The organism is Kribbella ginsengisoli, from assembly GCF_039537185.1.
GTDB classification, from domain to species: domain Bacteria; phylum Actinomycetota; class Actinomycetes; order Propionibacteriales; family Kribbellaceae; genus Kribbella; species Kribbella koreensis.
Map to the genome: position 1 here is coordinate 71,734 of NZ_BAABAA010000001.1, position 19,663 is coordinate 91,396.

12 protein-coding genes are annotated in these 19,663 nt (G+C 65.6%); 10 read left to right on the top strand and 2 right to left on the bottom strand.

Annotation, left to right across the window (positions count from 1 at the left end; translation table 11 throughout):
* The first annotated feature begins 1 nt into the window (after nt 1).
* The 8 genes from ABD768_RS00310 (at nt 2) to ABD768_RS00345 (ending at nt 12,509) form a co-directional block, all read left to right on the top strand.
* Entirely contained in the window at nt 2-2,062 is a 2,061-nt protein-coding gene (locus tag ABD768_RS00310; protein ID WP_344836007.1) for a baseplate J/gp47 family protein, read from the top strand.
* Nucleotide 2,063: 1 nt separating this feature from the next.
* Complete coding sequence (locus ABD768_RS00315) at nt 2,064-3,074, top strand: hypothetical protein (RefSeq protein ID WP_344836012.1); 1,011 nt, start codon at nt 2,064-2,066, stop codon at nt 3,072-3,074.
* Entirely contained in the window at nt 3,071-4,027 is a 957-nt protein-coding gene (locus ABD768_RS00320; RefSeq protein ID WP_344836015.1) for a hypothetical protein, read from the top strand. The genes ABD768_RS00315 and ABD768_RS00320 overlap by 4 nt, the downstream gene beginning before the upstream one ends.
* Nucleotides 4,027-6,054: a phage tail protein gene (locus tag ABD768_RS00325; RefSeq protein WP_344836018.1), complete on the top strand. Its 2,028-nt coding sequence runs from the start codon at nt 4,027-4,029 to the stop codon at nt 6,052-6,054. The genes ABD768_RS00320 and ABD768_RS00325 overlap by 1 nt, the downstream gene beginning before the upstream one ends.
* A 31-nt stretch (nt 6,055-6,085) precedes the next feature.
* Complete coding sequence (locus ABD768_RS00330) at nt 6,086-7,741, top strand: hypothetical protein (RefSeq protein WP_344836021.1); 1,656 nt, start codon at nt 6,086-6,088, stop codon at nt 7,739-7,741.
* 16 nt (nt 7,742-7,757) lie between these two features.
* Nucleotides 7,758-8,915, top strand: a complete 1,158-nt coding sequence (locus ABD768_RS00335; RefSeq protein WP_344836024.1) for a hypothetical protein — start codon at nt 7,758-7,760, stop codon at nt 8,913-8,915.
* 588 nt (nt 8,916-9,503) lie between these two features.
* The gene (locus ABD768_RS00340) at nt 9,504-10,163 is read left to right on the top strand and encodes a hypothetical protein (RefSeq protein WP_344836027.1); all 660 of its coding nucleotides are present in this window, start codon (nt 9,504-9,506) and stop codon (nt 10,161-10,163) included.
* 21 nt (nt 10,164-10,184) lie between these two features.
* Nucleotides 10,185-12,509, top strand: coding sequence for a CHAT domain-containing protein (locus tag ABD768_RS00345; RefSeq protein WP_344836030.1), 2,325 nt, complete (start codon nt 10,185-10,187; stop codon nt 12,507-12,509).
* Nucleotides 12,510-13,064: 555 nt separating this feature from the next.
* Here ABD768_RS00345 and ABD768_RS00350 read toward each other — a convergent pair.
* Together ABD768_RS00350 and ABD768_RS00355 are read right to left on the bottom strand one after the other, a co-directional pair.
* Complete coding sequence (locus ABD768_RS00350; protein WP_344836033.1) at nt 13,065-13,223, bottom strand: GIY-YIG nuclease family protein; 159 nt, start codon at nt 13,221-13,223, stop codon at nt 13,065-13,067.
* A gap of 144 nt (nt 13,224-13,367) precedes the next feature.
* On the bottom strand, nt 13,368-13,991 hold the full coding sequence (locus ABD768_RS00355) for a hypothetical protein (protein ID WP_344836036.1): 624 nt from the start codon (nt 13,989-13,991) through the stop codon (nt 13,368-13,370).
* 87 nt (nt 13,992-14,078) lie between these two features.
* Here ABD768_RS00355 and ABD768_RS00360 point away from each other — a divergent pair, with 87 nt between their 5' ends.
* Together ABD768_RS00360 and ABD768_RS00365 are read left to right on the top strand one after the other, a co-directional pair.
* Nucleotides 14,079-17,603 carry a hypothetical protein gene (locus tag ABD768_RS00360; RefSeq protein WP_344836038.1) on the top strand — a complete coding sequence of 1,175 codons (3,525 nt, stop codon included), beginning with the start codon at nt 14,079-14,081 and terminating at the stop codon, nt 17,601-17,603.
* Nucleotides 17,604-17,814: 211 nt separating this feature from the next.
* The gene (locus ABD768_RS00365) at nt 17,815-19,296 is read left to right on the top strand and encodes a restriction endonuclease (protein WP_344836040.1); all 1,482 of its coding nucleotides are present in this window, start codon (nt 17,815-17,817) and stop codon (nt 19,294-19,296) included.
* Nucleotides 19,297-19,663 lie beyond the last annotated feature (367 nt).

The window sequence follows — 19,663 nt, forward strand, 5'->3', positions numbered from 1 at the left end:
CATGCCACTCCCCTTGCCGAACCTCGACGACCGGCGCTGGGCCGATCTGGTCGAAGAAGGCCGCGCCCTGATCCCGCGGTACGCACCTGGCTGGACGGACCACAACGTCTCGGACCCGGGCATGACGCTGCTCGACCTGCTGGCCTGGGTGATCGAGGCCGATCTGTACCGGGTGAACAGGGTGACGGATCGCTTCCGGCGGAAGTTCCTCGCGCTCGTCGGGCTCACCGCCTCACCACCGCGGCCCGCCGTGGCAACGGTTGCCCTGAGCACCGTTTCCGGCGTACCGCGGCAGCTTCCGGCGGGGACTGTGCTCTCGGCGGGCGACGCCCCGCTGCTGTACCAGCTTGATCGCGGGGTCACCATCACAGGACTGACGGTTGCTGCGGTCCAGGTCGCCAGCACTCTCGCCGACGGGACGTCGCAGGTGATCGACCGGTCGGCGGACCTGCGTGCGGGCCAGCCGATCGCCGCGTTCGGTGCCGACCCGGACAGCCGGTCCGAGGCAGCATTGCTGGTGGGTCTCGAGGCCGATCCACCGCTTGTCGCGGGGGAGGTGTTCACCCTCGCCTTGGTGGTGAGCGGGTCCGACGATGCCGATGCGATGGCGGCGGCCGACATCGATCCGCGCGTGCATCACGGTTGCCGCACCCTCTGGGAGTGGTACGACGGCGACACCTGGCAGGCGTTCCCCGCGAGCGCTGTCGTCGACGACACTCGTGCCCTCACACTGAGCGGCGCCGCCAGGATCGAAGTCCCGCCGAGTTGGCCAGGCTCGGTGCTCGGCGCGGTGACGATTCCCCTTCGCTGGCTGCGATGCCGGCTGTCCGAAGGCCGTCCGGACGCCGCGCCGCAGCTGTCCGCAGTCGTCAGTGATGCCGTCCCCATCGTCCAGGCCGTCGCGGCCGTGTCGCGGGCCGGGCCTCTGCGTGGCGAGCCGGCTGAGACGGTCGTCGTCCCCGGTGCGCCGATTCTGCCCGCGTCGCTGCGAGTATGGACCACGGACCCGGATGGCGCGACGGAGCAGCGATGGTCTGCCGTGGCCGACTTCGACGCGGCCACCGCGAAGGATGCGGCGTACACCGTGGATCCGGTCACCGGGACGCTCACCTTCGGCGACGGCGACCACGGTCGTACGTTGCCGAGTGGACACCACGCCTGGGTCAGTGCGGATCTGACGGCCGGCGCGTCCGGGACGCCAGGCCCGCTGGCAACCTGGGAGCTCGCCGATGATCCGCGCAACCGCGCCGTATTCGGCCCGGACGTCGATCTCGGCATCGTCCGTGCGGACCTGGCCATCACCCTGGTCGCATCCTCGGTCCGGCCGGGATCCGACGCAGGCGATCTCGCCGAAGCCGAAGGCCTTGCCGCCGAAGAGTTGTGGGCGCACGAGCGTCTCCTCGAAATCGCCACCGGCTCCCCGCCGTCGCTCGATCAGGTCGGCTCCGAAGTCGTTCTCGGCCGCGCTGCCCCCGACCGGGCCGGCACCCTCATCGACTTCGAGCGGTTGGCCCGTGGAGTTCCTGGTACGTCGGTGGCCCGCGCCCGCGCGTGGTCCGCGCTGGACACCGGGCACCCGTGCCTGGCTGCGCCCGGAACCGTGGCCATCGTGGTCGTGCCGTCGGTACCGGCGGCGCGTCCCGAGCCCACCCCGGGCCTGCTCCGGACCGTCCGCGCGTACCTGTCGGCCCGCCGTACGCTCGGGACCAAGTTGCAAGTCGTCGGCCCGCGGTACGTCGAAGTCGCGGTGGCGGCGTCCGTCGCGGCGATCGAGGGTGCGGATCGCCTCCGGATCAAGGCCGAGGTGACGACGGCGCTGACGGCGTTCCTCGATCCGTTGTCCGGAGGACCGGCCGGTCTCGGTTGGCCGTTCGGGCGCGACGTCGTGCGCGGTGAGGTCCTGCAGATCGTGGCATCGGTCCCCGGCGTGAACTACGTGGTGGGCCTCGAACTGACCGCGCAGACGCCCGGCTGCCCACCGCTGCCCGGCGGCTGCGGCAACGTCGCGGTCGCGCCGACCATGCTGGTTGCCTCGGGCAAGCATCAGGTGGAGGTGAGCTGAGATGAGCAGCACGGAGTCGATCCGGCGGATCACCTGGCTGGACAAGCAGCGGCTGGAGGCAGCTGACCTCGCGGACCAGCACGGCCGGGAGGCCTTCACCCGCAGGCTGCACACCAGCATCGTGCACGACGCCTGGGGGATCGCGCTGGGCTTCGGGGTCAACGCCTACTCGCGTCGGGGCGAGCTCACGGTCGCTCCGGGACTGGCGTACGACCGGCTCGGCCGCGAAGTGGTCAGCGGGCGTTCGATCGAGATGCCGCCCCCGGAGCCGTCGAGCGATGGGGTCAGCCACTGGTTCGATCTGGTGATGCGATGGGCCGGCCTCGAAGACCTGCGGGCCGGACGTGAACCTGCTGATTCGGCGGTCTACGAGGAGCACCCGCTGCTGCGGTGGGCCGACGCAGGCCCGGCGCAGTACCAGAACGGCATTGCGACCCACCCGTCCCGGTACGGCGATGGCGTCCGGCTCGGGCTCGACCTGCCGTTGGCGCGGATCCTGATCAACCCGGACGGCGGAACGGACCAGCTCGACCTGTCCACCCGGCGTACGGCGCACGGACTCGCGCGCCCGCACATCGCCGGCGGGACGATCCGGCAGGGAGTCGTCGACCTCGACCCGGGCAGCGATCATCGCCGGTGGAGCCTCTTGGTGGATACCGACGAGGGCGGCTTCACCTCGGCGGACACGACGTACCTTGTCGCTCTCGGTGCACATCCGTGGGGGGAGACCTCGGGGTTCAACTCCGGTGACGCCGGCGAGGTGGTGTCGGCCCGCGAGGTGTTGGCCGACCAGTTGCCGTACGGACAGGGGCCGTTCCTGGAGGTGTGGGATCGAAGCCGGACGCGGTTCCGGTTGACGGTTCGTCACGGTCTGCCCGAGCGGCACGCCTTCCGGGCCTCGATCCGGATCGACCTCAACCCCGTGCCGGTGCACTGGGTCGGCATCGAATGGTCCGGCCGAGCCGCACCGGGCACATCTCGTATCGCCGGCTCTGTAGGAGGTCCGCAGTGACCACGGAGAACGACATCCCGATCCTGACCAGGCCGGCCTTCTTCTCGGGACAGCAGTTACGGGCGGCTGATCTCGGCGCGCTGACGGCGTACCACCGTGAGCTCTCCTGGCTGCACAACCGCAGTCTGCACAACTGGGGGCTGGCCACCGGGTACTCGGTCACCGGGCGCACCGGTGAGAGCCAGGTGGTGGTAGGCGCGGGGTTCGCCCTCGACAGCCAGGGGCATGAGCTGATCCTGACCGAGGAGCAGATCCTTCCGGTCCCGGCGGTCGCCGGTGACGCGAAGGGTGATCCCGCGACGTATTTCTTGACCGTGTCCTGGCTGGACGACGAGGACATCGACGCCGAGGTACGGACCGGGATCTGCGGGACGTCGGGTGCGGTCCGGCGGCCGGAGACCGTGAACCTGCGCTGGCAGGACCCGAACGACCGGATGCCGGGCAGTGCGTTCCGGCCGGGGCTCGACGTCGTACTGGCCAGTGTGGCGGTACAGCGGTGCCGACTGGCCAGTGATGTGTCGGGCGCCGAGCGGCGCAACGCGATGCCCGAGGAGATTCCGTACGTCTTCTCGGGTCAGACGCCGCCCGGCGGAACCGTCTGGCGGTTCTGGCCCGACGACAAGTCGCCGATCGGAGTGGCGACCCAGGTGAGTACGGCGGAGGCCGGCTTCGGCGCGACCCCGCGGTACCTCGCGCACGTGATCGGACCGAGGGATGTCGAGTTCGGCATCGAGGGCGGTGAGCGTGGTGTCGTCGAGGGCTATCCGGACGTCGCCGGGGCCGGGGCATCTGGCTTCGAGCTCCGGGTGATCCTGCCGCTCGAGGGCTACGCCGGGCAGGGCGACAACACGGTGCGGCTCAACCCGGCAGAGGTTGTCCACGACTCGAGCTTCCCGCAGATGCTGAGCGTCCAGCTCGGCTGGCACGTCGTGTGGGTGGGGGTTGAGGGCTGATGGTGACGACCTCGACGCAACGTCCGACGTACCGGTTCTTCAACACCGGCGACGGGTGGCCGGGCCTTGGCACCGACGGGGTGACGATCGATGCCGACGGCCGGCTGGGACTGGTCGTCGTACCCGGCGTGGACCCGGCCGGTCAGGTCTGCTTGCCGGTGCTGACCGAGACGATCGGCCCGCGCGGACACCGGTACGTCGTGCAGCCGGACACGGGCACGGTTTTGGTCGTCGATCCACCGTCGGGGCAGCCGGTTGCGGTCTGGGGGCCGTTCGCCGGTCCGTCGTCCGTCGTTGGCGATGCGGATGCTGTCTTTGTCGTCGAAGCCGACGCGCGGGCGATCACCCGACTCGACGCGGAAGGGATCGTGGACGAGACGTGGTGGGCCACGATGTCGGCCTGGTCCGGCCCGGTGGTTGCCCTGGGCATCGAGCTGGTCGAGCTGGCAGCCGGGGCTCGTGTCGTCGTTCTCGCCGAGGCCGACGCCGCCGACGAGGGAACCAGGATCCTGGTCGCGGACCTCGGCGGCGCCCAGGACGAGACGGCCGGCGCTGCCTGGAACTCGCTCGAGGAGCGTCGTCGTGACCCGCGGACCGGGCGCTGGCAGGTCGGCAGGGTCGGAGCGCTGACCGGGCTGGCGGTCGATGTGGCCGGTGACCGGCTCGTGGTCGTTGCCCAGGGCGACGTTCTCTGCTTCGACCTGGCCGGCCGCTGGATCGGTCGCGCCGAGACGCCGACCGGGTGGCGAAGCCGGCGGATGTTCGCCGTGCCAGGGCAGTGCGACACGACGCGATACGTCGTCACCGGGGTCGACGCCGGAGCTGCGCTCGTGCTCGACCCGTTCGGCGCGTGGGCCCGGCTTGGAACGTTTGTGTGCGGGCCGATCAGCACCGGTGCGATGCAGGCTGTCTGGCGTGAGCTGCGGGCCCGAACGACGGTGCCCGTCGGTGGCGGACTCCGGTTGTGGACGCTCGGCTCCTTCGACGAGGTGCCGCCGGACGCGGACAGTATTCCTGGTGACCTGAGCGCGCCCTCGACCCTTGCCTGGACACCGCTCCCGGGCGACCCGCGGGGTGCGCTCGTAGCAAGCGAGGCCGCGCCGTACCTCTGGCTCGGCGGACTGCTGACGGGTGACGGGCGGGGGAGTCCTACGGTCGAACAGGTCCGGGTCGATGTCGCCACCGGCTCCTGGCTCTCCTATCTGCCACCGCTGTACGCCGAACCCGGGCCGTCGGCGGAGTTCCTCGACCGGATGCTGCGGTGGTTGCAGAGCGACCTTCGCGACAACGAAGAGCTGCTGGACCAACTGCCGGCTCGCTTCGATCCGCGGGCCGCCGACGACACGGGAACGCGGACGACGCTCGACGAACTGGCCGGCTGGCTGGGCGTCACCCTCGACGAGCAATGGCCTGAGTCACGACGGCGTGCGGTGACGGCCGAGGCCCATCGTCTGCACGCGATGCGAGGCACCGCCGGCGGACTCGAGCGACTGCTGAGCCTCTGCCTGGACGCGCCCGTCGCGGTACTCGATCCGCCGGATTCGGTGAATCTCTGGGTGCTCGACGATGTCGGTGGCCCGCAGCCTGCGCTCGGTCTCTCCACCCGGCTGGCCGCATCGGCACCCGGTGGAGCGGTCGTCGACTCGACCGCCATCCCGGGCGGGTCGACGCTGACGGACGGCACTGACTACGGGGCACCGCTGTACGAGGCCGGTGCACATCAGTTCTGTGTGCAGGCGTACGCCGCGGACCTGCCGGACGTGCGTGAGCTCCAGCGGCTGGTCGATGCCGAGAAGCCGGCTCATCTCGTCTACCACCTCTGCCTGATCGATGCGGCGGCCCGGGTCGGATTCCAGGCCCGGGTCGGCGTCGACGCCATCGTGGCCGGCCCCGCCGGTGACCTGGTCCTCGATACCGGTGCCGGTCTCGGGCTCGACTCGGCCCTGGATCGCGAGAGCCCGCCGGATCCCGGCCGAAGCGTCCGCGTCGGTGCCGCCGCGCTCGGGAAAGGACTGCAGCTGACATGAATGCCACCCCTGCCTGGACGAGGAGCCGGCCATGACGGAACTCATGCTGAACGAACAGGTGCTCGGTCAGCTCCGGGCGCCGCAGCGGAACCGGTACTTCTACGGCAAGCTGCTCGACGTCCGGCAGCTCGAAGTCGAGCAGACGTACGGCGTCACCCAGCGCCGGCTGATGAACCGGCTGGGACTCGGGTCCGGGGTGCTGTGCGGTCTGCGGCTCGAGCCCGGCGAGCGCGGTCTGCTGGTACGTCCCGGGGTTGCCATCGACGGCCTCGGTCGCGAGATCACGGTGCCGGCCAGCTACTGCGTGGAAGATCCCGCCCAGCCCACCGACGACAACGGCCGCCCGGTCGGGGACAAGGTCCTGGATGGTCCGGTGACGCTCTACCTCTGCTATACCGAGTGCGCCGCCGATCCGGCGCCGGTGCTGGTCGGTGACTGCGACAGCCGCAACGGATTCGAACCGGGAGTCACGGTCGAGCGCTTCAAGCTCATCGTTCGCGAGGGCCTCCCGAGCCGGCTGCCCGGCCTCACCGATGAAGAGTGCGCCGCGCTCTTCCCCACACCGCTGCCCTCGCAGTTCGATCTGCGACGAGCCACATGCAGCTTGCTGGACCATGACTGTGCGCCGCCCGACGAGAGTTGTGTCGCGCTGGGCGTCGTACGCATCGATGCGGCCGGGGCTCCAGCCGCGGTCGAGATGTGCGAACCACGGAACACGATCTACAGCAACAGCCGCCTCTTCGATCTCCTGGCCTGTCTGGCCGAGATGTTCGCGAAGTGCTGTGCCGTCACCGAGCTCAGGTACGTCGCCGGTGACGCCCAGCGGGGTAAGCCGGGCGATCGGCTACCCGACCCCCTCCAGGTCCGAGTGGTCGACCACCTGAATCGGCCGATCGGGGAAACGGACGTCACCTTCCACGTTCAGGCCGGCAATGGCAGGGTGAGCGACGGGGCGACGGTCGCCGACCGCGTCGTTGTCGTGAGCGGGCCGGACGGATCGGCCGGAGCTGCGCTCGAACTGGGGCCGGATCCGGGTCCGGTGTCGGTCGAGGCGACCCTGGCCGACGGAGCCCGGGTCGTGTTCTCCGCCTGGATCACCGGTGAGCGGCCCCCGCCCGTGCGGCCACCGGTCGTCGTCGGCCTGCGGCCCAGGCCCGCCGAGGTGATTGTCGTGGACGACGGTGACGCGGGCACTGCCTGGGCCAAGGAACCGATGCTGCGGGTGGCCTTCGACCAGGAGATGGACGGCGGGAATCTTCGCGCTCCCGACGACTGGCTGCGGCTCTGGATCGTGACACCACCGGGAGACGCGAAGACGACGCTGATCCAGCGGTTCGCACTCGGTCTGGCCGACGTCGGGACGGGCCCCGACGGCTTCACGGCGACGTACACACTGGATGCTCCGATCATCGACCTGTCGCCGGCCGCGGCGTTGGTGCAGATCCGGGCGCGGGGTACGTCGATCGTGTCGGCCGACCCCACTGCGGTGCTTCTGGACGCGGAGTTCGCCGGCAGCCAGATCCCGGACGAGTTGCTCGAGAAGATCTGGGAGATGGTCGAGCAGCGGATTCCGCGTGAGGTGTGGGACGCGATGGTCGACACCGGGGCGACGCTGCCGAAGTCGGGCGACGGCGTACCGGGTGGTCTGTTCCACGCGTGGTTCGAGCTCGTCCGCGAGCTTGGCTGAGGAAGGACGGGAAGCGATGACGAACGAGACCTTGAGTGGCTGCGGTTGCGGTGGGTCGGCGGTGGCGGTCGGCTCGGCGGCGGTCGCGAGTACGACGGGATGCACCGGCTTTGCTTCGGTGAGCCGGGAGCGGACGCGGTACTTCGCCCGTCAGCTCGTCGGGGCGGACGACCTGACCCAGGACCAGCTCTACCAGCGGGAGAAGTCTCGCCGGCACAACCGCATGCTGCACGGCTGGGGCATCGTGTGCGGCGCGCGGGTGCGATTGGGTTCGGTCCCGTGCGAGGTGGTGGTGGAAGCGGGCTACATCCTCGGGCCGTACGGCGACGAGATCCAACTCGACGCAGCCATCGCCGTCGACGTCTGCAGTGAGGACCTCGACGGCAACGTCGCCTCGTCCTGCGGACCGGTCGAACCTTGGTGTGCCGACGTCCGGGTCGATCGCCCGTCCGGGCGCCCGGTCTACCTCGCGGTCGCGTACGCCGATTGCCTGTCCCGGCCGGTACGCGCGGTGTCGGACGGCTGCGGCTGCGACGACACGTTGTGCGAGTACAGCCGCATCCGGGACTCGTACCGACTGGTCGTCCTAGACGACCTACCGTCGACCTACCCGCCCGGCGCGAAACCGCCTGAGGTGAGTCATTCGGTGTCCTGCCCACCACGCGCCGACGCGAAGCAGGGCTGCAACTGCCCGCAATGCGCGACCTGCCCAACCGCGCCGTGGGTGATCCTGGCCGACCTCACCGTCGAGGGCGGAGCGATCACGACCATCGACTGCGACAGCCACCGCCGGTACGTCGCTTCGTTCGGCAGCTTCTACTTCTCCTGCGAGGCCGAAGCACCGCCGAGGGAGCGCGAGATCCGGACCAAGCTCGAGCGCTCCCTCCGCCCGGAGGCGATCAAGGCCTTCGAGGAGGCCGGGCAGCTGACGACGGCACCCGTCGGCAAATGGACCGGGGACCGGCTGTCGGTGGAGGGCATCGATCAGAACTCGGCTATAGGCCGACGGCTGAAGGAGCTGACCATCGCCGAGATCGCGGCTCAAGGCAGGGCCGCCTTCGTCGATGCGATGGTTTCAGCCACATCCAGGCCGCGCCGCGCCAAAGTGGCCGATCAGGCCGACGATGTCTGGACCAAGGCCGCCGATGTCATCATCACGCTCTCATCCACATGACGACAATCGGCGCGCGACCTCTACCCAAACGCGTACACCTGGCGACACCACGTCGTCTATGCCGCGACCGCGACCCCAGGAGTCCGGGACTTGTTGATCTGGGTTCGTACCTATCCGGCGCGCGGCGATCGTGGTGGACGCCGGATAGGCACCACTGCAGAGCCCACAGATGAGAAAGGGTTCATGTCCCTAGGGACATGAACCCCCACGTGTCCGAGGACAGACACACACCCTAACCACACGCCTCGACCTCGACTCTGATTTCGTCGGCCGAACCCCGTAACCTCGGATTTGCCGCCGGCGCTGTCCAATACCTGCCAGCATCTGCCGACGTAGCGCGTGTCCAGCGGACTTGTGATCCTTTCCCCTATAAGAGCCCCGAGCGGGACGACTTATACGCCCTGCGCTTGCCGGGTGGGAGGTTCCGCTTCGGTTGTGGTTGCGGCACACTAGCGGCAGGGAGAACTTGTGGATTGCGCTGACGCATTCACGCGGGTTCGGGATGGGGACTTGATGTCTGCGGAGCAGTACAACGAGCTCGTGAAGAGCACGACGGGGTTTCGGGGCGCTTATCCGCTCGTGGTTCCGGTGAAGGTCGGCGACTACTTCGAGCTGAGCAAGCAGGGCGTGCTGGTTCATCTGGGCAACGTGTTCAACTGGCCCGGATGGAAGGATGCGATCCCGGTCGACAAGGACAAGATCAAGGGGTCCGAGACCTACTACGCCGGGTGTGAGCGCGAGAAGGCGGTCGAGGGCGGTGCCGGGGTGAAGACTCCCGTCGGCCTTGGCGCGGAGGCGACCGTATCCTTGTCCTTCTCGCGAGCCGGAGGTTTTGCGCTGTCCTACGAGGCCGCCTGGCGACACAAGGTTCGTGAGGTGCCGGAGGTTCAGCGCCAGATCGTCGCCCTGGCGAAGAAGGAACAGTGGCAGGAGGAGTGGGTTCTCGTCACGGAGGTGATCGAGGCCAAGGCCGCGACGCTCGTGGTGTCCGCGGCGAAATCGTCCAAGTTCTCGCTGCACGCCAATGCAGCGTTGCCGTGGGCATTGGAGAAGGTTGGCATCTCGGATCCCAAACTGGGGTGGACCGCGTCGAGTTGGCAGGGATCGGGGTTCAGTTCGCTGTGCAAGCCAGGAACTCCGCTGTACCACTGCGTGAAGGTGAAAAAGACGCTGTTCGGGCGCTTCAAGTCGCAGACTCTGGGACTCGAGGACTTTGATGAGGTTTTCACGGATGATCCGTACGGCTGACGCGGCGTCTCGGAGGTCTTGATGGACGTCAGGGCTCTGGAGGACGCACTGGGCGGCCGCCCTTTCACGATCTTGTCAGTCACGGATGAGAGTCCGACGGCTCTCGCTGCGCTGCGAACATTGGGCAACGTCCAGATTCAGTTGGTCGGCTCGAACGCCGAAGCGGCGGCCCTGGTCGGCGTGCGCGACTTCAACCTGGTGGTGGTCAACGAAGAGGACGACTGGGATCAGGTCAGGGACTTGATCGGTCGCGTCCGCGCCGGGACGACAGCTTCGATCGTCGTCCAGGGAGACCGTGCCGGACGCATTGACCGCCTCCGTGCGGTGCTCGCGGGCGCCGACTCGTACGTCGAGCCGGGCGACGACTGGTCCTTCCAGCCGCTGCTCGAGTCAGGCGAGCGGCCGGACGAGAAGCTTCAGCGGCTGTTGGGACGGCGGTTGGCGCGATTCGGCGGCCAGGTCGCTGACGAGATGATCAGCCAGATCCAAGAACACGTCGCCACGGCGGGGGATAACACCAGTCTCGGCGACGTCGTAAGGATGGCTGCCGGCGAGGTGAGCATCGGCCGAGCAAGACCGATCGCAGCCGCCACCATGCCAGTGATTCGCCGACTTCTGGCCGACACGACTCTAAGTTGGCCTGACGCGGTATTCAGCAATGTGGGATCTCACTACCGTCCAAAGGGCGGAGATCTCGAGATCCTCCGACCTGATGAGCTGTACTGGAATATCCGTTTCCCCGAGCATGCAGACATTCTGCGTACCCAGCCGCACGTTGTCGTCGGCGGTCGCGAGTACCCGCTGCAGACGGCGCTAGAACGAACAGCTTGGCTCGATGGCTTGAGCACCAGCGTCTCTGCCGAGCAGTTGCAGGGAAAGAAGATCGTTTACGCGTTCAATGCCACGAACGGCTCCTTCAAGCTCCCCGGTGATAGTCAGGACTGGCACCAGGTCGTCATGTCGGCTGAGTTCCAGTGCACCGAGGAAGGCACCGCACCGCTGGACGTCAGCTACCGCGCCGGACACGTCGGTGAGGCAAGGATCGAGGCGCTCCTCTTGGTCGATGGTGGAAGTGTCGCCCGCCAGACGATCGAACTCGAGGTGCGCGGCGCGAAGGAGCGCCTCGAACGCCGACGGACTCGCGGTCGCGGATCGTTGCCCATCTCGATCGCGGCGATCACTGAGCCCGCCGGCGCGGATGTCGGCCTCCATCTCGAACCGCAGAGCGCATGGCTTTGGGCAGACGGCCGGCTTCAAAGTCGATTCGTGTGGAGTCAAGATCTTCCCAGGCAAGTAGATCCGGTCGCTCGACAGGCCTATCGGGAGCTTCGTGGACTGTCTGAGAAGTTCGCAGCTGGGACCGGCCTCGCACTTCTCGGCCAGGACGGCGACGACGCTCTGGTTGCACTAGCCATGATCGGGAGCAGACTGCACCAGCGGGTGTTCACCACCTGGACCGACCGGCCGGCACCGGCGAAGATGCAGCAACTGGCCGATGACCTGAGCCGGCTGGGAGATCGCGAACATCCGCCGTTGATGCAGTTGGTGACGAGCGGCTACTCACTTCCGTGGGGCATCTTGTACGACCGGCCGCTGAAGAAGAACGCCGGCGTGAAGGAAGTTGATCCTGCGGGCTTCTGGGGTATGCGCTTCGACATCTACCGAGACGTCGTTCCGGCGCCGGTTGGGATACTGCCACGGCGAGGGCGCCGTTGCCGACTGAAGCCCATCGTCGGCGACACCGTTCCCAGAGGTAGGCAACAGCTTGCCTTCATCGAAGAGATGGCTCAGGCGCTCAAGGATCCTGAATCGGTCGTCCAAGACCCCTCGAGGTCTCCGAAGGAGGTCCGAGCCTGGGCCGAGACCGATGAGCCGAGCGACCTGCTGTACCTGTACTGCCACGCGGTGCCGGTTGACCCGGCGACAGTCGATATCGCAAAACCCGACAAGAGCTCACTCGTGTTCGGACCAACCGAACAAAGCCGTTCACGGATCACGCTGAGTCAGCTGCGGAGGTGGTGGACGCCGGTCCGACCGGCCAATCCAGTGGTCATCCTGAACGCGTGCGCGTCCGGCCAAGGCGACGTTCTCACGGGTGCGCCCTTCGTTGACTTCTTCACCGAGCAATGGGGCGCACAAGCCTTCATAGGCACCGACTGGCCGGTCCAGGCGGCAATCGCCGACGCCATCGGGCGAAAGCTTCTGTCCGAGGTCTGTGATCACCGTGTCTCGCTACGTACCGCACTGCGATCCGCGATCAACGATGCGGCGGCACAAGGCAACTACTTCCCCCTGATGTACGCCATCTACGGCCCGAACAATGTCCAATTCTGCGCTTCCTCTTGAGACCACTCGTCGGCATTTTGCTTCGCATCCCCTTCACCGCCACGCTCGGAGGTCGACGTCGAGTGTTGGGAAGGGCAATGACGATGGGGGATTGGATCGAGATCGTACGGCTAGTGACCTGGCCGCTCGTGGTCGTACTTGTGGTGTTGGTGTTCCGGCGACCGTTAATCCGGGGCGCTGGACAACACTACAGAGGTAAAGATCGCGGCCAGTCCATCAAGATCGCACGCGAACGGTTGGCGTACTGGACAGGCTCATCGGACAGATGGAACGGGCAGAGAACCTGAGGGACAACGGGCCACAGCCGAACTCCACCGCCGACTGATGGATCGCGTGCGGGCCCCTGCGTCGTCGTACTCGACCGTGAACTCCGGATCGAGGTCGTCAGGGCCTAGACCAACGGGTTCAGACAGGGATACCAGCGTTATCTGCGAGGGTGCAATGGATCGTGGCATCGCAGTCTCTCGTGGTCGTTGCGCGACATCCTTCAAGTTAGTCTGCGTCCGTGGGAGATCTCACGCGGCGACCGTCGGGTTCGGTCTGCGTGTTGGGAAATCAGTTCCGATTCATCCCGTGCGTTCGGCTGTCAAGCGCGAGCTTCCAGAAAGACTCGCGCTTGACTATCGTCTCGGCCTTCGTCTTCGGGTCGAAGATCTCGAGGATGGAGTACTGGAAGTTGCCGACGATGTGGTCATCGCCGAGGTCGGCCCGCATCTGCTCAAGCTCGCTGTTGCCGCCGGTGAGGTTGCGCAGGTGCCCGTAGCCGGTCCACCTCCGCCAGAGCCCGTTGGCCTCGCCCGAAGCCGAGCCGACGTACAGGCGGCCGCTGCTGAGGTCCGTGATGGACGTAGACGCCCTTCACGTTCGAGAGCGCGTCCTTCCAGTTCGGTCCGTCGTTGGCGATATGCGCTGGAGTTCGTGGTGCTTGAGCATGACGTTCTGGTAGCCCGGGAACCTGCCGAGCTTGATGTCGGGAGCCAGCTCGTGCACCTCGGGGTTGAGCTTGCTATCCTGCAGGGTCTCGTACCACCGCAGATAGAGGTCGCGGCCGACCGGCTTCTTGAGCTTGATGATGAGCGGCTTGATGTATTCCGAGTGCTGGGGGAGAGAGGTTAGAGCGTACCCCGCGCTGCCGATGAGCTCGGGCACGATCGGCGTGACCCGAAAGAAGCCGTCGAAGATGAAGTACTGGGGTCCGTAGGGGTAGTACTGGGCGAAGCTCAGCAGGTACTGGGCGCGCCCGAGGTTGTTGTTCTGATGACGGTTCATGTCCAGCCAGTCCTCGGGGTTGTCAGCGAGGAGCAGGTCCCACGCCTCGGCGCCGCCCACCCCGGCTTGGATGTTGAACTTGACCTTGGTCAGCCCTGGTTCCGGCACCGTCATGAAGTCCGTGAACCTGATCAACGCCGCTCCCTCGTTCCTCCGACTTCGTGTTCTCACGCTACCGGTGGAACGTGTCCGGCCCGTGGCCTCGTTCGCCACGGAGCCAACGTTCGTGTCGCTGCCGTCAGTGAATGTCGGTGTGTGACATCGTGAATAGGTTGATGCGATGGCAGGGATTGGACGTGCATGGGTGCTCAGGGTGGCGAGATCGCTCGCGTCCGCACTGCCAGAATCTGGGACGCGCGGCGCAGGGCTCTACAACGAGTGCTCGGCAAACAGGATTCAATCTGCGGCGAGTTGTATGAGCGGGCGCTGGACGCTCTGGGCGAGGACCCGCTGACGGACGGTGCGCTCGTCATCGCCTCGCACTGTATCCGTGAGCTTGTCAACCGGCTCGGACGCCTTCGTGGCGACGTCCTTACGGGAAAGGGCCTGGGTCTGACCAGCGCAGTAGAAGGTCTAGCGAAGGTCTGGGCCGTCAACAGTGAGCCAGTCATCCATGCGGCGGAGTCGGGTGAGTCGGCGCCACAATTGGAGCTGACGGCGCTCATCGACTCGGTTCGTTCCGTCGTCGGCAGCTTCGACGCTGGTCGAGCTAGCGCTGTATCGCTGCGGAGTGTGCTTGCAGTTGGCAACTCGGTCGAACTCGACAATCCCACGGTCAAGAGCTTCAAGCGGGCCACTGACGCGTTCGAACGTTTCCGACATCCACAAGGCAACACGCAGGGATGGCCCCGCGACGCCGAACCCTTGCTGCCACATCTCCGCGTGATCGAGGATGCCATCGAAGGGCGCATTGGCAGCTTCTTCGAGGTAGTGGAGGACGTACGAGCGCTCTTGATCGAGGTCAACCGACGGAGCGACGGCGGCGATTGGCAACCTCCGACAGACGAACTATTCGCCCGGGTCATCTCTCGGATCGGTGACCTTCAACACCGGCGGGTCTTCTTTGCAGAACTCCGCAATCCCCTGTGGGTCTCGAGGCTCCTGAAGGCCGGGGCACTGAAGCCTCCGACGGTGCCGCCCGACGATGCCAACGGCTGGATCCCGTGGCCTGCTGGCCCGTATCTCGTCAAGGTTGCAGCCGAGAATCCGCAAGATGTCTCCACAGCCCTCGAGCTGATCCTCCGTCAGCAAGACCAGACTCGGGAAGTGCGCGACTTCGCCGTCAAGTCGGCGGCGCGCATGCCTGCTGAGGTGGTTGCCAGCCTTGTGCCAGTACTCCAGCTGATTCCGGCTGTGACGCTCGACCCGGTCATCGGACTGGGTATTGCGCGGCTCATCGAGAAGCTCGGTCTGGGAGGTCATGGAAAGGCGGCCTTGAGGCTCGGCGGTGAACTCCTGCGCCCACGAGTATCGCCAAGCGGTCAACGCTGGTCCGAGGTCACCGCAGGTATCGAGTCGTATTGGTATGGCGAGGCTGTGGGACATTTCTGCGCCGGCCTGGCAGACAACCCCAGGCTCCTGCCGACCTTGATCAGGTGGCTGAAGCTCGCGCTGGATGCCGAAGGAGCAGATCCCAGCGCCGCGTACGACCTGAGTTATCTCTGGAGGCCGGCCATCGGCGATGCCGGCCGACGCGATGGCCGTCACGACATGCGCGAGGTGCTGGTCGATGCTGTCCGGGATGTCGCCATCGCCACCTTGGCGACCACAGTGACGCCGGAGCAGGTCATCACCTCGCTCGAGGGAGGCGGCTACCAGGTCCTTCGACGAATCGCTCGGCACGTATTGGCTGAAACGGTTACGGGAACCTCACCTGCGCTGGACCTCGCATTTGAACGACTCCTCGACACAGGACCGCTGAATGGCCTAGCGACTCCGCGGGAGTATCTGGAACTCGCCTCCGCGACTCTCCCGCTCCTCGACGACGGTAGATATCGAGAATGGGAAGCGCTGGCCCTTGCGGGGCCGCAGGACAGCGCAGGAAAGCGCGAACGAATCCGTGCGCATCTCAAACCAGGACAAACAGAGGATGGAGTCTGGACGGAGTACGCCGAGCGCTGGCTGCTCGACGTCCTCGGAACAATCGGGGCGGGAGCGCTGCGCGGGCAAGCACACGTACGGCTGGCGGGCCTGACGGCCTCGCTCGGTGCTCCCCACGACCCCTCACTCGCCGGAATCACCGTGGAGCGAGATGGCGCGGCTGATGCTGAAGCCACGAAGCTACGGGGCCTCACCGTCGACGAGATCATAGAGTTTGCCCGCGGCTGGACGCCATCGGGCCGCGGCGAATGGGACACCGACTCGTTCGACGTCGGTCAGGCCTTTGCGAGCGCGGTAGAGGAACGACCACTCGAGTTCTCGCAGCACGCGCATGATGTCGTGGTACTGCCGGAGCTGTTCGTCGGCCGGTTCTTCGACGGACTACGCCAGGCGATCGACTCCGCGAAGACCATCGATTGGCCGATGTTGCTGGACGCTCTGTCTGCAATGCCGGGCGGCCCTTCAGTTGCTGCAGCAACTGATAGGAGGCCTACGTACTCGATCCGTGCAGCCATGTATGTGCTTCAAGCGGGACAAGGCAAAGCGTCGTCGTCGGGCTTCGTGGCGGGTTATGTGGACAAGAGTCTCGACTTCACTCTCCGATACATGGGCGACCCAGAGCCACTACCCGACTCTCCAATGTCCGTAGGTGAGATCGCTGGTGATCCGCTGACTACAGCGTTGAACGCCGTACGGCCGATCGCCGTCGCAACGAGTATCCGACTTGCGTACTTCGCGAAGGCAAAGGAGAGCTCGACTGCGGCTGACATGATCACCCGGGTTACGGAGGCTCTTTCGGGCCTTCTGCAGCCTGAACGCGTGGAGTCATCTGCGCTGGCCGCCGCATTCGGTACGTCATTCGGCCAGCTGTACTGGCTTGTGCCTGAATGGCTGGAGGTCCACTCTGCACAACTTCTCGGGGAAGACTGGTACGGCGACGTCGTGGCGTCGGTTGCCTTGCTCTCCTACGAGCGCCCTCTGTTCCTCAGAGTGATGGACGGCAAGCTCGCGGAATTCATCGCCAGATCGGGTCAAGGCGAGCCCTTCGACTGGACCTGGACGCAGCGCGAGTCGATCATCGAACGGCTGGGTGAGTGCCTGCTGCGACTGGTCTTGCTCGGCGAACGCGACCTGACTGATGAGCTTGTAAGCCAGTACCTCCTTAGCGTCCAAGCGGAAGTCCGCGGCGCGGTGCTCTCCGACATCGGGCGCAGGCTTGCTCAGGACGATCGCGTGCCGGAGGACGTTCTTGCCCGAGCGCGTTCCTTGTGGGACGCCCGTGCAGAGGTCGCGAAACAGGACTCGACTTCGATGGTTGAACTCAAGGACTTCTATACCTGGGTCCACTCGGGCAAGTTCGCGGTCGACTGGTGGCTTCCGCGGCTGCGGGAGGTCGCGCTCTCGACGGACCTGGAGGGCCTGACGTACCTCGGCGAGCATCTGGTGGAAGCCGCTCAGCATGATCCGGCAACCGCCGTCGAGGTGTTGAGCACCGTCGTCCGGCGAGTCACCGTGTCCTGGGCTCGGTACGACCTGATCGAGCACGCACCTCAAGTCATCGCCCACGCTCTGGCCAGCACCGATGAGGCCACAGCGGAAGCGGCGCGTGATTTGATCGACTACCTAGGCAGGGAGGGGTACTTGAACATGTCGGATCTCGTAGCCGAAGCACAGGCTGTCCTGGAAGAGTCCTCGGAGCTTGGTCGAATTGAGGACGGGAACTAACCGACATGAAGGTCGAACCTTGGTTCTCCAAGCACTTCGCAGCAATCCTTCAAATTGCTGTTGGATACTACCTCGCTCTCCCAGTGTTCGCAAGATACTAGCCGCAGTGGAGACAGAAGGTTCGACAATCATAGTACGGCCATTACTGGCTTCTGGGATGACTTGACCGTTGTCGCGGTATTCGGGTGCGGTTGTGTGTCCTGGATCGACAATGGCAAGCAAGGTCGTCGATGTAGCGAAGGAGGGGGCGATGCTGATTCTGGGTTTGACAGCCGATGACAAGGGCGCTCAGCTCGAGGTCCTGGTTCGCACAGTGCTTGAGCAGCAGGGATACAAGAATCTGCGTACTAATCAGGTTGGGGCTGGTGGCAACGAACTGGATGTCGTCGCCACCCGGGAAGCGGCAGTCATTGGATCCGTCCAGGTCACGCCACTCATGTGTGAGGCCAAGGCCTATGCGGACCCAGTGAGCATGCCAGTATGGCAGCGATTCCTGGGTAAACTGCTTATCGAGCGATTCGATGACGTCAATACAATCGGCATGCTCGTGGCGCTCAGCGGTATTAATGGGAATGTGGCGGGTAGTCTGCGAAGCCTCAGGTCTAAAGATTCTGCTCTCTTTGTTTTTGACGGAAGGGATCTGTTAGAACTCGCTGCGCAGCGTGGGGAAGTGGCTGTTGAGAAAGATGTGCGCGAAGCGCTGAATGCACAACTGCGCAGGACTCCAGTCCGATTGGACGCCGTCTACTATGCGGGCGCCCACTATTGGGTCGCGTGGTGGTCAGGGGGTGACTATTCCGTCGTCGACGGTCATGGCGTGATGCTACCAAGCGCGGACGTGGAGAAACTGCGTGGTGCGTTAGAGGGAACTCTCGATGGGACACTTCTCGCGACGGATGAGGCGCGCGCCGAAGCAGAGGAACGTCACAATGCCCGGGTGGGTCTATTGAATAGCCTCTTGCAGGGCGATGAAGTCGTCATGGATGATGTCACGCGGAGTCCCCAAGCTGCGGCGGACCTCGCCGATGAGTCATTCACGTGCCTAAAGGGGGCGAACCTAACGCTTCTTCCGCCTGACGAAATTGGCGCTGCTGAGGTGTCCAGACTGTTTCTCAGTATTTTTGATGACGTCGTTAAAGTTTCGCTTCTTTCGTTCATGGTCGGCCGTCACCATGACAAGTATGTCCGGAGGCTTGTCGACCTACTGCCTGAGATCCAATCCGGGTTCACGCTGGACGAGAATGATATCAGGTCTTTGAGTGAGATCGCCCCGCTGTTTCCTTCTGTTTGGGTGACCCTTGCTAGTGAGAATCCAATGATTACGACCCATCGTAGTGATGCGACGGAAATCATCGACGAGGCGGTGCTGGCAGCCGACCGAGCTGCCTTCTGGGAAGCGGTGGCGACGGCCATCCGATCCGACTTCTCAAACCCCCGACTACGTGGATTCCTCTACGACCATATGGGCGTGGCTGAACTTCAGGAACGAAATGAGCTTTTCGTAAAATGCAAGACGGGTCTGGTGGGCCACACCATTAGGACCGAGGTACGCAACGCCGTCCGCCAATACACCGATGAATCCGTCAGCGAGACTGGCCCGGTGTACGTCATGGTTCGGATGCTGCCCACGATCGAGGAGCCCTGGGATCAGGAGCACCCGCCGCCAGAGTTTCCGCTCGACAACGTTGGGTAGCCGGCTCTCTGGCCGAGGGCGCAGGTCTTCGACCTACGCCTGAGCGACTTCTCAAGCACGGATCCTCATGCGGTGCGCGCGTGGCAACCCACTGATCATGCGTTCGTCAACGTCTCGCGGGTGGACCAGGCGGGCCGGCGCTCTCGGCCTCTTCGGGCCCCATCTAGGCTGCGCTGCCGCAGGCGCTGGTTCGGTCGCGGGGGATAGGTAGTCGCTGGCACGCGAGGCTGTGGCGGGGCTGTCGAGAGAATCTGCGACGGGCGGCGCGAAGCCTGCACTCGGGTGAAGGCGACTGTGCAGGTAGGTCGCATCGACAGCGGCGTTCTCAAGACAACGCGCCTGTCGGGACCTCCAACGCCGCGAGTGC

Coding starts and splice junctions, on each gene's coding strand:
- ABD768_RS00350 (WP_344836033.1), bottom strand. CDS start 13,223: ATGCGGGCCGACCTCGGCGATGACCACATCGTCGGCAACTTCCAGTAC.
- ABD768_RS00345 (WP_344836030.1), top strand. CDS start 10,185: ATGGACGTCAGGGCTCTGGAGGACGCACTGGGCGGCCGCCCTTTCACG.
- ABD768_RS00335 (WP_344836024.1), top strand. CDS start 7,758: ATGACGAACGAGACCTTGAGTGGCTGCGGTTGCGGTGGGTCGGCGGTG.
- ABD768_RS00325 (WP_344836018.1), top strand. CDS start 4,027: ATGGTGACGACCTCGACGCAACGTCCGACGTACCGGTTCTTCAACACC.
- ABD768_RS00315 (WP_344836012.1), top strand. CDS start 2,064: ATGAGCAGCACGGAGTCGATCCGGCGGATCACCTGGCTGGACAAGCAG.
- ABD768_RS00310 (WP_344836007.1), top strand. CDS start 2: ATGCCACTCCCCTTGCCGAACCTCGACGACCGGCGCTGGGCCGATCTG.
- ABD768_RS00330 (WP_344836021.1), top strand. CDS start 6,086: ATGACGGAACTCATGCTGAACGAACAGGTGCTCGGTCAGCTCCGGGCG.
- ABD768_RS00365 (WP_344836040.1), top strand. CDS start 17,815: ATGGCAAGCAAGGTCGTCGATGTAGCGAAGGAGGGGGCGATGCTGATT.
- ABD768_RS00360 (WP_344836038.1), top strand. CDS start 14,079: ATGGGTGCTCAGGGTGGCGAGATCGCTCGCGTCCGCACTGCCAGAATC.